Origin of the sequence: Methylotenera versatilis 7, from assembly GCF_000799165.1 — a bacterium.
Classification (GTDB): Bacteria; Pseudomonadota; Gammaproteobacteria; order Burkholderiales; family Methylophilaceae; genus Methylotenera_A; species Methylotenera_A versatilis_A.
This window is the reverse complement of the sequence record NZ_JUGF01000002.1, coordinates 1,230,719-1,242,595: the sequence shown is the minus strand read 5'-3', so window position 1 is coordinate 1,242,595 and position 11,877 is coordinate 1,230,719. Positions and strand designations below refer to the sequence as shown.

The 11,877-nt window shown below is 40.6% G+C and carries 12 protein-coding genes; 9 read left to right on the top strand and 3 right to left on the bottom strand.

The features are described from left to right. Positions 1–12 precede the first annotated feature (12 nt). Positions 13–612, top strand: coding sequence for a short chain dehydrogenase (locus tag K370_RS10045; RefSeq protein WP_047541282.1), 600 nt, complete (start codon positions 13–15; stop codon positions 610–612). Between the two features lie 786 nt (positions 613–1,398). Here the strand turns inward: K370_RS10045 and K370_RS10040 are convergent. From K370_RS10040 to K370_RS10030, 3 genes are all read right to left on the bottom strand, one after another. Then, entirely contained in the window at positions 1,399–1,803 is a 405-nt protein-coding gene (locus K370_RS10040) for a response regulator (RefSeq protein ID WP_052185227.1), read from the bottom strand. Positions 1,804–1,897: 94 nt separating this feature from the next. Then, a complete protein-coding gene (locus tag K370_RS10035) occupies positions 1,898–3,820 on the bottom strand; it encodes an ATP-binding protein (protein ID WP_047541281.1) in 1,923 nt (640 codons plus the stop codon). After that, positions 3,820–4,434, bottom strand: a complete 615-nt coding sequence (locus K370_RS10030; RefSeq protein WP_052185226.1) for a response regulator — start codon at positions 4,432–4,434, stop codon at positions 3,820–3,822. Before K370_RS10030 ends, K370_RS10035 begins: the two co-directional genes overlap by 1 nt. A 251-nt stretch (positions 4,435–4,685) precedes the next feature. Between K370_RS10030 and K370_RS10025 the strand changes: the two genes are divergently transcribed. The 8 genes from K370_RS10025 to K370_RS09990 all read left to right on the top strand — a co-directional run bounded on the left by K370_RS10025 (position 4,686) and on the right by K370_RS09990 (position 11,867). Next, entirely contained in the window at positions 4,686–4,865 is a 180-nt protein-coding gene (locus K370_RS10025) for a Flp family type IVb pilin (RefSeq protein ID WP_047541280.1), read from the top strand. A gap of 6 nt (positions 4,866–4,871) precedes the next feature. Beyond that, positions 4,872–5,369, top strand: coding sequence for a prepilin peptidase (locus K370_RS11880; protein ID WP_052185225.1), 498 nt, complete (start codon positions 4,872–4,874; stop codon positions 5,367–5,369). A gap of 43 nt (positions 5,370–5,412) precedes the next feature. Beyond that, entirely contained in the window at positions 5,413–5,901 is a 489-nt protein-coding gene (locus K370_RS10015; RefSeq protein WP_052185224.1) for a TadE/TadG family type IV pilus assembly protein, read from the top strand. Positions 5,902–6,025: 124 nt separating this feature from the next. Continuing rightward, positions 6,026–7,012 (top strand): Flp pilus assembly protein CpaB, encoded by a 987-nt coding sequence (gene cpaB / locus K370_RS10010; RefSeq protein WP_047541278.1) that lies wholly within the window; start codon positions 6,026–6,028, stop codon positions 7,010–7,012. Continuing rightward, positions 7,009–8,376 (top strand): type II and III secretion system protein family protein, encoded by a 1,368-nt coding sequence (locus K370_RS10005; protein WP_047541277.1) that lies wholly within the window; start codon positions 7,009–7,011, stop codon positions 8,374–8,376. Before cpaB ends, K370_RS10005 begins: the two co-directional genes overlap by 4 nt. Continuing rightward, on the top strand, positions 8,376–9,695 hold the full coding sequence (locus K370_RS10000) for a hypothetical protein (protein ID WP_052185222.1): 1,320 nt from the start codon (positions 8,376–8,378) through the stop codon (positions 9,693–9,695). The genes K370_RS10005 and K370_RS10000 overlap by 1 nt, the downstream gene beginning before the upstream one ends. Positions 9,696–9,709: 14 nt before the next feature. Continuing rightward, on the top strand, positions 9,710–10,963 hold the full coding sequence (locus K370_RS09995) for a CpaF family protein (protein ID WP_047541276.1): 1,254 nt from the start codon (positions 9,710–9,712) through the stop codon (positions 10,961–10,963). 22 nt (positions 10,964–10,985) lie between these two features. Further along, positions 10,986–11,867: a type II secretion system F family protein gene (locus tag K370_RS09990; protein ID WP_160255840.1), complete on the top strand. Its 882-nt coding sequence runs from the start codon at positions 10,986–10,988 to the stop codon at positions 11,865–11,867. Positions 11,868–11,877: the final 10 nt, after the last annotated feature.

Sequence of the window (11,877 nt, the reverse complement as noted above, 5' to 3'; positions counted from 1 at the left end):
CAGGAGATCATCATGAAAGTATTAGTCGTAGGCGCATCAGGTACTATCGGTAAATTAGTCGTAAAAGAGTTAGGCACAAATCACGAAATCATTGAAGTAGGTAAAACAAAAGGCCAATATCAAGTAGATATTACTGACGAAAACAGTGTTAAAGCATTATTTGAGAAAGTTGGTAAAGTCGACGCCATCGTATCTGTAGCGGGTAATGCACATTTTGGTTTATTAGGTGAGATGACAGCGGAGCAGTTCAAAATTGGCCTGCATGACAAGCTGCTTGGGCAAGTCAATCTTGCTTTAGTTGGTCAACATTATCTCAACGATGGCGGGTCTATTACACTCACAAGTGGCAGCTTAAGCCATGATCCGATTGTTTATGGTGCAAATGCATCAACAGTTAATGCAGCCATTGATGGCTTCATCCGCGGCGCAGCGATTGAGCTTAACAACGGCAAACGCATCAACTCTGTCAGTCCAACCATGCTTAAAGAATCACTAGATGTGTATGGCGCCTATTTCTCAGGCACTGACCCTGCACCAGGCGAAAAAGTCGCTTTGGCTTTCCGTAAAAGTATTGACGGACGTCAGACTGGTCAGACCTATCGCATCTGGTAATGTCTGAATCATCACAACCTTGCTAAACATAGTTATCTAACAGGGAAAACAGGGAGCTAACCCGTTATCGCGGCAAAAAAATTGAAGCGCTCAAGTTGAGTTATCTATACCCAGGTGAGGCCATGCAAAGGCCTCACCTGTATAAATTTAATTTAGGTATTCGTCAGCATTAATGCTCAGAAAAATGATTTTTCACCTGATAGTTGAATAAGCCTCAATGTATATAAATTGCCGATAAATAATTGCACCCATACGAATAATTCTGGTATAAAATGAAATTTATGAAATAAATGAAAAATTTGAAATATATTCATTTGTCAGATAAGGTTAATGTTTTTATCAAAAACTACTGAATACTTGCATAGCTTTGATGAGCCCAAGGATTTAGTTCGGGAGAGATAAATGTATGTTAATAACTGGTTAATTGTAGTGAGTATCGCAACTATATGGATTTCAGTCGGATACCTGCTCGGCAGCAGATTAGGCAGATTTATGAAGGATGATACATATTAAGGTGTTGGCATACGGCTATACACACAGCCACGCCAATCACAACGCCTTCCATCACTAAACTAGCAAGAGCTATGCTTTCAATAACGCTCACAAAATGAAAATGGGCACGTCTTGAGCTTTTTTTGCAAATGCTATCAACTCGGCGACTAGCACTGCTAGCATGTTTTATTCGATACTCTCTGCGCCTGATTTTCCGCAGAAAAGACACCTCATAGAATTACCCGTCAGCGAATAAAAACGATTAGCCTCATCTCCCGAAAAACCAAGATCCACCTATTTTTTACCAAGTATCTCTTCACAAAGTGATACTACTTTTTCTGGTAAAAAAGGTTTAACCAAGTAGTGACTAGCGCCAGATTGCAAGCCTGCTTTACGATCCTCATCAGAATCAGCGCCTGTTAAAAAGATAATTGGAATATTTTCAGACCAGCTTGTCGACTTGAGCATCTCGCATAGTATGAATCCATTTATCTCGCCCGGCATCATGACATCCAATAAAATCAAGTCAGGCTCAACCCTTTCAATTAAATGCAAACCCATTTGCGCATCGCCAGCTTCAAAAATTTCATAGTCGTTGATCTCAAGCGTCATTCTTAAGAGTAGCCTTATTTCTGGCTGGTCTTCTACAATCACGATTTTAGATCGCTGGCTAGATGGTTTCGTCTCAGTTGGTTTCATCGTTGAATCCTTTATTACTTTATGTCATTCATATAAAAAACAGCGTTTTAATAAAGTGCATTAAACTGCATCCCAGCAAGGCAAGTTGCACACCTTACGCTTTGGGCAGCAAGCAGGTGACCGTAGTACCGATGTTTAACTCCGATTCCACTTCAATTTTCCCATTATGCAGCTCAATAATCTCTTTCACGATACGCATGCCCAAACCTGTACCTGGAATTCCACTAGTACTTGCAGACCTGAAAAATGGCTCAAACAACTTGTTAAGGTCACTACGCGTCATGCCAATACCCGCATCTAATATACAAAACCCAACATAATCATGACCTTCAAGCGTACTTTCAAGAATGGTGATTTTGATGACTTTATCTGGAAAAGAGTATTTATGCGCATTGGTTAGTAAATTCAGAAGTACCTGTATGAGTTTGTCGAAGTTTCCAGTAATGGGCAGTGCCTTGTCAGGATGCTGGAATTCAACCACACGCTTATCCGTAATAATTTTAAATTCTTGCAGAGCTGTATCTATTAGGCTCGCAACATCTATCGTTTCAGTAATGAAAGATAGCTTTCCTATTGCCTCAATACGCGCCAAATCAAGTAGATCATTAATCAACTTTGTCATGCGTGTTGCCTGCCTGAAAATATTTTCAAGTATTTCTTTACTTTGTGCAGGGTTAAAATCTCTCTTAATCAGAAGGTTAGAAAAGCCAAATATACTGGCCATAGGCGTTCTTAATTCATGCGCTGCTGTAGATAAGAACTGACCTTTCATCCGACTTAACTCATATTCATGTGTGATATCTTGAAAGTAATTAATTACGCGTGGCGACAAGCTATCACTATCAAAAACTTGTTTTATCGTTCTTCTAATTGTAGTAATGGCTCCAGCATTGCTATCTGGCTGCACGATTTTTATAATCGAAACACTACTACTATCTTTCGTTGCAGAATCTTCGAACCGCTCAGAGATGTCGGCAATTAACACCTCGAACTGATCTATGGCAATGCACTCAAGCTGAGATTGTTTGAGGCCTGTCATGGTTAAAAATGCTGTATTAACCCGACTTACCTTACCACCTTCATCAAATGATACAAACCCATCGACGCTTAAATCAAAAATGCTATTTAACTCGACCGTTAATTGTGACGAACGAATCTGAGCTTGTTTTTGTACGGTAATATCTCGCCCAATAGCAATGAAATTCAAGATACTGTCTTCATCGCCAAAAAGCGGCCTGATATCCATATCAATCCATTTGGCTTCACCGCCGATATTAAGCAAAATTTCTTTTTGATAGCTACTCTGATTGAGCAATGTCTCTCTAATCACCTGAAATTGATCAGGTGACTCTGTGAGCAACTGGCTCAGATTACAACCGATTACAGCCTCTTGCGTTAACCCCGAATTTTCTAAAAAAGCTGTATTAACCCACTCGACATTTCCTTTAGTATCGGCAACAACGACCCAATAAGAGGAACGAGAAATAATATGCGCAAGTTTGCGAGATTCAGCCTCTTGTGTTTCAAGTAATTGGCGAATCTCCGTCAACTGAGCCTCTTGCGCAATAAGCGCATCATTTAGATTAATATCTTTTTTGCTGTTAGTTTTATTGACGTGCTGAAACAGGTCATTAATCAAATCATGATTGGAGAAATCAGCAGCATCAAAGCCAAACTGATCAAGATAGGCCTCGGTATTAATAAGCGGTTTAATTAAGAAAAGTAAGGTGTCTGGACTTGATGGCAGTATTTTTGCACTAAAGTCTATTTGCGTCTTTTTGTGTCTTAAAACACAAAACTCATTTTCTAAGGAATGTAGATAGCGCCAATTTAGCAAAGACGCTGGCGTTGTAAGTGAAAAAAAATCATCCATGTATGCATTTAAGCAAATATCACTATCAAATTTAGCACCAATATTTGGCCCAAGCTGAACGATTCTAAAACGTCGATCAATAACAAAATGAAAGGGAAAAAGTAAAGCTAGATGATGTGCAGTAAGCCCGTATGACTGAGTCATTACGCACCTATTTTTTTAGCTATGATTGGCAAAATGTATGCCTCAAAAGCATCAAAATCTATTGGCTTGAAGAACACTTTGATATTAGGTGTAATAACAGCATTATCAATAAAGTCTTCTGGTGCCAGAGCGGTAATCACAATCACATCCAGCTCACTAAACTGCGGCGATTTACCAAGATGTCGCAATAGCTCAAAGCCATTTATCCCCGGCATATTCAAATCCGTCACTAGCAAGTCCGGGACTTTACTACCCAAGCTGATTAATCCATCAAAACCATTATTAACAAGATCCAGCTCCACATCATATTTCCAATCAGTGAAATAGAAACGGAATAGCTGCCTTAAGCCTTCATCATCTTCTACCAACAGAATATTAAATTTTTCATCTGAATGATTTTTAACCTCGCTAGTTTTTAGCGCTTCCTGGCGAGACAGCAGAACTGCCTCTATGGATATTACCGATACTTTCCTATGACCACCGGCTGTTTTCCACGCATTTAAAATGCCCGATTCAACCCATAACTGAATTGTTCTTAACGAAACATTCAGCATTTTTGCAGCGACTCTGGTTGTCACGAAACTATCAGAGATTGGAGCGATATCTGTACTCATGGCTGGTTGATTCCTGCAAAGTTTTCGCTATACATCATTTGTTCAATACTCTCAAAAATTGAGTTAAAGTTAAAAGTCGTATTTATCCTATAATCCAATGGCACAATATAATTATTTAATATAAAGTAAGAGTTCAATCAAATTTAGTGTAAAAGTCCTTTTAAATTTATTGAGCTTTATCGTATGCTAACACTCGAGTATCATTTTTATCAATATCATTTAAAACTACTTAATAAGAAAAGAGAATAATTATGACTAGCTTTAAAAATTTCATTAAAAATCTATTGGTCGATGAAGAGGGTGCGACTGCGATTGAGTATGCGCTGATTGTTGCAATGGTATCGATTGTAGTTGTTGCATTAATGCCAGGGGTAAAAGATGCTTTAGTGAGTATTTTCGGAAAGATTACGGTCGCACTAAATGCTGCATAAACTCTAATGCAAGAGTCGTCCACATTTGTTTTAGCAGCATGGTCACTTATTGTCATTTGCTACGATATTTGTACTAGAACCATCCCTAACTTTCTTAGCCTAGGTGCGTTATTAATAGCTTTGCTGGTGCTTGCCGTCACGGGCTTATCGGTAACGCACCAGCCAGCTTCTTCCGCATTGATAGGCTTTGTACTGGCGATGGTTCTGACAGTGCCCGGCTACCTGTTTAAGGTGCTGGGAGCTGGGGACGTTAAATTACTATCTGCCATTGGTTTGTTATGCGGCGTGAATATGATGCTCACCACTTTTGCAGTGGCCTCAATAAGTGTAGTGCTGTTTTGGCTGTTGTGGGTTAAGGCACAGAGGTTGAGTCACATACTGCCGTTTAACATCAATATTGCAGTGGCTAGAACATCAAAAGAAAAAAACATTCCATTTGGTGCTGCATTAGGAGCTGGGTTAATACTGATATTGCTGTTACCGGGACTATTCAATTTGACATAGGTTCTAAGCTTAAAATAATTAATAATAAACATTGGAAAATTTAATGCAGATTCTGGATTTTAAAAAAAACAAAATTGCAGTTAAGTTTCAACTGGGTGCGGCAGCAATTGAGTTCTCACTCGTGTTTCTGATTTTTTTCACCTTGTTTTATGCAATTGTCAGTTATTCCATCATTTTCTTATTGAAAACTTCTTTTCATCATGCCGCTAACGAAGGCGCAAGATCAGCCATATCCGTCGACCATCAAGCATTTGCGAATGATTCTGCATATCAAGATGCCCTTAGACTTAGAGTGAGTGAAACCGTAGGCAACACACTTCAATGGCTGCCAAACAAAGCACGTGACCAAGTATTAGGCACGAATAACAGCAACGTTGTTGTCACTTATGCTAATAACACTTTAACTGTACGCGTGCTTTACCCCAATTATATTGGGAATCCCCTGATACCACTGCTCACCATCCCTGGGATAGGGGCAATATATTCCACTACAGGCGATCTTCAAGGGTCGGCGGTAATGAGACTGGTGTAATTAAGACCATCTATAAATTTATAGCTTTAGATAAATGTGGTTATTTAAATTTTTTTGGTAAGCATTATCAATCACTTAAATTGTTAATGCTTGTATTGTTAACGTAGGCGAAGAGACTGTACTGATGAATACGAATCTTTTAAGAGCAATTGCCATTCTGCTATTTATTGGCGCCCTGTTTGTTGGCTGGTTTGGCTATCAGATGAGTAAATCTGAAGCCGCTGCTGTCGCGGCACCACCAAAGATAGTCAATGTTCCGCAAGTCGTAGTGAATCGTGATGCGAAGGCAGGCGAGCGATTAAATGAGTTAGATCTGCGTATTGAGCAAGTACCGCAATTTAACTCTGCTGGTTTTGCCAGTACAACGCCAGTTGTTGGCAGAGTGCTTAATCAAAACATCGCTGCCAATACAGCGGTGCTAAGTAGCAGCTTGCAGCAATTAGGTCCTGCCGCACAATTACTCAAAAGCGGCGAACGCGCAGTTGCCGTTAAAATTGATGAAGTTGCTGGTGTAGGTGGCTACATTAAGCCCGGTGATTTTGTGGATGTACTATTGTTCGCTAATGATGACCGCGACATGAAGCGCAGAAGTATCTCGCAAGTGGTCTTAAGTAATTTACGCGTCATTAGTTTTGGTGAAACCATTCAGGAAGTTAACAAGACTGATGACTCTTCTACCCAAACACCAATCTCTACCAGTTTAAATCCAGCACAATCCAAACCACAGGATAAACCCAGCAGCGCGACACGCTCAGCAGTTTTGGCGGTAAAAGAAAGTGATGCCACAAGATTAATGTTAGCGGCCAGTATCGGGCAACTACGATTGGCATTAAGAGGAGAAGAACCGCTAGCTTCATCTGCATTAGCAGACGATTCAGCCCAACTTAATCCTGTGCCGCAAGCTAATCAATATGATAGCCATTTTATTCAAAATGATGAGCTACTCAAAGCACCAACAGAAAAAGTACAAAACGCAACATCGAGCAACACCACTACCGTTAAACATAAAAAAAGCACTCAAGCTGCGCAATCATCACGTATTACTGTCCACTCTGGCGATAAAACTGAATTGGTGACGGTAAAAAATATTGCTGCGAAGGGTACAAAATGATTAAAACTACTTTCAAACCAATATTATTGCTAAGTATGGGGATTTTGAGCTCATTCCTAACTTGTGGCACAAGTATGGCTGACGAGTTGAATATTTCGATTACAAAAGACAAACAAGAGGTTTATCAGCAAGAAAAATCGCTTGACCGGGTAGCCATCGCGGATCCAGCGGTCGCAAACGTCACCATACTCAGCCCAAAATCGCTGTTGATTACCGCAAAAGCCATAGGCGCTACTCAGATTAGTATATGGGGAAATAAGCAAACAGGCGAACCGGCAACCAAGATTAATTTAACGGTTAGCCAATCTGACGCATTGGAAAAACTGGCGTTAAAAGCCTCTGGAAACAGCACACTAGACATCCAACCTGCGGGCAATACTTTACGCATTGATGGTAAAGCGGATTCTTTGGAAGCGCATAGCCAAGCAATGACAGCGCTTAAGCAGGATCCCAAAACGCCCATCGATGCAATCGAATCGAATTTTGATAATCACGTACAGATAGATATAAAAGTGGTAGAAGTGAGCCGCAAGAACGTATTAAGGTTTGGCCTCTTTCTTGGAAGAAATAATGGTGATACCCGAGCATTAGCCGTATCTTCTCCCAATACACTTTCTGGCGTTACAAGAGATTCAGGTGAGCCATTTGCATTTAATAGTACTTCAGGCTTTTTACCTGTGCTAAACGCATTTAATGTTGCCATGGGAAACAGTAAATCTGGATTTCTCGGCACGTTAAGCATTCTTGAATCCAATGGTTTTGCTTACACGCTGGCAGAGCCATCGCTTTCTGCCATTTCTGGCCAAACAGCCAATTTTCTTGCGGGGGGTGAATTCCCTGTACCGATTAGATCAGGCGGCGGTGCTGACAGCTCGGTCAGTATCCAATATAAAGAATTTGGTGTGCGCTTAATGCTGACACCAACAGTGCTTGATAATAACCGCATATTCATGAAAATATCCCCGGAAGTCAGTGAGCTTGACTTTGCTAATGCAGTGCAAACAGGCGGCGTTGCGGTTCCGGGGCTTAGAGTAAGGCGAACCGACACCTCGGTTTCGATGGCTGACGGTGAAAGCTTTGTCATCAGCGGCATGGTAAGCAGTAACGCCCTGAATAATGTGGATCAATTTCCGGGTTTAGGTAAGCTACCAATCATCGGCGCATTTTTCCAATCGAAACGATTCGATAGAGAAGATAAAGAGCTATTGATGATCGTTACGCCTCACTTGGTAAGACCTATCGCGCGCGATGCAAAACTACCGCCATTGCCGGGTCAGGGATACGCTGATTACAAACCCTCTTTTAGTGAATTTTTATTCAATAATGATGGCAAGCAAAAGCCATCTACAGGGATGTCGCAATAATGATCAAGCTAAATAACTACATTGTTATCACAAACAAAAGCAATTGCTATCGCTGGCTAAATGGCCTAAATGATAGTTTAGCCAATTTGATATTTGTTGAGCCTGATGATAAAGAGCGCATCAATAGCCTACTTGATTCAGTTGAAGTAAGTGCGGTATTAATACATCTACTATCGCAAGTTTCTAGCACTGAATTAGTGCCTGATGCTGAAGCATCATCAGGTATCAGTGCAATATTCACTCTCCTTGAGACGCAAGAAGCATCAGGTGGAATAGTTTCAAATGATGAGACTTCACAAGGATTAAACGCCGATTTGGCCATGATAGAGTCACTATTAAATAGCCGACCACAACTAACAGTGATTGGCTTGGTTGATACTATTAACCATACTTTGTTACTGCCAATTATGCGGGCAGGTGCGCGTGATCTAATTAAGATAGGCACGCCGGCTTATGAGACTTCGGCAATTATTGCCAGACATAACAAGCACACACCAGTGCTTGAGCAAACAGAAAAGCCTGCGCTGGGACACGTAACGGCACTATTAAATGCGCGCGCAGAGGATGGCACTGCATTATTAGCGATGCATCTTGCACTTGAGATGCAGGAATCCGCTCCAACATTGTTAATCGACCTTGGTGTTCCACACGCAGATATCATGCTAATGATGGGCGTTCCAGTTAAGTTTAACTTTCTTGATGTAATCAAAAACAGTAGCAGATTAGACTCAACCTTAATTCAAACTGGTTTTGCAAAACACTCATCAGGATTGACTCTGCTGCCAATGCCAGAAAATAGTGAAGAAGCTGAGCTTACGCCAACCGAAATCTATTTAGTATTGCATGCGCTTAAAAGTCATTTTAAATACATACTCATTAATCATGGCGGACTTTGCAATACGGAGTTATTGAAAGTGGTATTTTCAACCGTTAATTCGACATTATTTTTGGTTGAACAAACAGTGCCTAGTTGCAAACGCAACTATGATCTTCTGCAATCAATTCGTGAGCAAAAGATTGCAATTCCCAATCCTCAACTCATTGTCGATCGTTACAAGAAAAATGCCATTCCAAACGCAGAAAGCATTGCAAAATCACTAGAGATACCACTGCTATACAAACTACCATCATTGGGCCATTTACGTTTACTCGCCATCAATACCGGTGAATCAATGTTTGAATTTTCGCCTAAAAGCACCTATGTGAGAGCCATTAAACAAATAGCCCATCAACTATTCGGCATTGGCGAAGTGAAGGTAGAAAAAAGCGTCAAAGGCTTTATCACCAAACTACAAAATATGTTAATTGCAAGAAACTAGCTGAAAGCTGAACCATGCGACTAACTGCAAATAAAATAGAGCTAAAAAGCTCAATAGAGTATCAGGACATCAAATACCTGCTGCATAACTATCTGATTGCTGAAATCGAGTTAGATAAGTTTGATATTGCATCAGCGAGCAATCAACAAATCAGCACTTACGTCAATGCTAAAGTGATGAAATATGTCGCGGATATTGAGTATGTGGTCAATCTAAATGATTTAAACAAACTCACTTCTGAAATGATTGACGAAATATCAGGCTGGGGACCACTAGAGCAACTCATCAAGAGCGAATACATTAATGATATTTTGGTAAATGGTGCAGACCGCATATTCGTTGAGAAAAATGGTAAGTTAGAGTTAACCAATCTAAGATTTATTGATGAAGATCATGTTTTGCGGGTGATTCGTCGTATCCTGGCACCACTTGGACGTAGAGTTGATGAGTCCAGCCCTCTCGTCGATGCCCGCTTACCCGATGGCAGTCGCGTTAATATCATTATCCCTCCCCTTGCTTTAAATGGCTCGTGCCTTTCGATCAGAAAATTTCGTAAAGAACCTTTCACAGAGCATGACCTTATCGCCTTTCAAACCCTTAACCGAGAAATGATGGATTTTTTACTCAGTGCGATTGAGAGTAAAGTCAATATTTTAGTGAGTGGCGGTACAGGGGCAGGTAAAACGACTTTGTTAAACCTGTTAAGTCGCTCCATTCCAGTCAATCAACGTATTGTTACCATTGAAGATGCAGCTGAATTACAGCTAAACCATGACCATGTGATAAGACTTGAGACGCGACCGAACAATCTTGAAGGCGCTGGTGAGGTGTCAGCCCGTGACTTGGTTAGAAATGCATTACGTATGCGTCCAGACCGCATTATTCTTGGCGAAATTCGTAGTAATGAAGTGATTGATGTATTGCAAGCCATGAATACTGGGCATGAAGGTTCCATGAGTACTATTCATGCGAACAATCCGCACGATGCATTATTACGTATGGAAATGTTAGCGGGTCTTGCGGGTTTTCAAGGCGCAGAGTTAACGCTCAGGAAAATGATTGCAGCCTCGGTTGAAGTCATCATCCAAATCAGTCGATTAACCAGTGGAGAAAGAAAAATCACATCCATCATTGAAGTGGTTTGTATCCGGGATCATGAATTCGTTATCAATGAGCTATATAGTTACTCAGTTGAGCAACAGCGATTTGTAACCCACCGAGTATCGGCGATGAATCCAAAACTTAAATCACTTTTTAAGAGTAATTGACAGATTAACTATGTGGCTACTGATGCTTCCATTATTACTTTGCGTGATTTTTGTTTATTTATTAGCAAATAAGCAATCTATTGCAGATAAAAAAGTAAAAAGTCGCTTTGATGCAGCCTTGCCCGTAGAAATCAAACCATCCGATAAACACTCAAAACTCTCAGAGCTTAGTGCCTGGATCGCGAATGTCTTATCCAATTATTTTGGATTTAATTTTCAGCGCGAATGGATTGGCAGATTTTTACTACTAATTACCTTAGTTTTCATCATCGCTTATATTTTCTTTAGCCTTAAAGTCACTGCATTGATCGTGCTTGCATTTGCTGTAATTTCGCTCATTTATTTTATTTATCGCCAAAATAAGCATAAAAAACTAATGATTGCACAAATACCGCTCTTTATTGATCAGCTTATCCGCAGCTTGGGTACAGGCCGAAGCCTTGAATCAGCAATCAGGCTAGTCGCTCAAGAAACACCCACTCCACTGAGGCTATTGCTAGACAGAGTAGTAAGAGCGACAGATTTAGGAGCAGGATTTACCGAGACATTGGTTAAGGAAGCGACATTGCATCGGATTAATGAGCTTCAAATAATTGCGCTCAGTATCAAAATGAGTAATAACTATGGCAGCTCACCCAAAGAGATGCTGACCAGCGTGATGCAAATGATTAACAATCAGGATCAGGCAAGGCGTGAACTGGCTGCCATGACGGGCGAAACAAAGGTATCAGCAATAATTCTAACCTTAACGCCTATTTCAATCCTGCTATTCATGATGTTAATGAACCCTGGGTATTTAAGCATGATGACGGCTAGCTCAAGTGGCGTTACCCTATTATGGATAACGGCTGGTATGCAAGTAACGGGTGTTTTTCTGTTCTGGCGCATGTTAAAAAGTATATGAAAGTCGCCAA

Bases quoted from the DNA above. Each gene is read 5' to 3' on its own strand.
- K370_RS10045 (WP_047541282.1), top strand. From the start codon at position 13: ATGAAAGTATTAGTCGTAGGCGCATCAGGTACTATCGGTAAATTAGTC.
- K370_RS10040 (WP_052185227.1), bottom strand. From the start codon at position 1,803: ATGAAACCAACTGAGACGAAACCATCTAGCCAGCGATCTAAAATCGTG.
- K370_RS10035 (WP_047541281.1), bottom strand. From the start codon at position 3,820: ATGACTCAGTCATACGGGCTTACTGCACATCATCTAGCTTTACTTTTT.
- K370_RS10030 (WP_052185226.1), bottom strand. From the start codon at position 4,434: ATGAGTACAGATATCGCTCCAATCTCTGATAGTTTCGTGACAACCAGA.
- K370_RS10025 (WP_047541280.1), top strand. From the start codon at position 4,686: ATGACTAGCTTTAAAAATTTCATTAAAAATCTATTGGTCGATGAAGAG.
- K370_RS11880 (WP_052185225.1), top strand. From the start codon at position 4,872: ATGCAAGAGTCGTCCACATTTGTTTTAGCAGCATGGTCACTTATTGTC.
- K370_RS10015 (WP_052185224.1), top strand. From the start codon at position 5,413: ATGCAGATTCTGGATTTTAAAAAAAACAAAATTGCAGTTAAGTTTCAA.
- cpaB (WP_047541278.1), top strand. From the start codon at position 6,026: ATGAATACGAATCTTTTAAGAGCAATTGCCATTCTGCTATTTATTGGC.
- K370_RS10005 (WP_047541277.1), top strand. From the start codon at position 7,009: ATGATTAAAACTACTTTCAAACCAATATTATTGCTAAGTATGGGGATT.
- K370_RS10000 (WP_052185222.1), top strand. From the start codon at position 8,376: ATGATCAAGCTAAATAACTACATTGTTATCACAAACAAAAGCAATTGC.
- K370_RS09995 (WP_047541276.1), top strand. From the start codon at position 9,710: ATGCGACTAACTGCAAATAAAATAGAGCTAAAAAGCTCAATAGAGTAT.
- K370_RS09990 (WP_160255840.1), top strand. From the start codon at position 10,986: ATGCTTCCATTATTACTTTGCGTGATTTTTGTTTATTTATTAGCAAAT.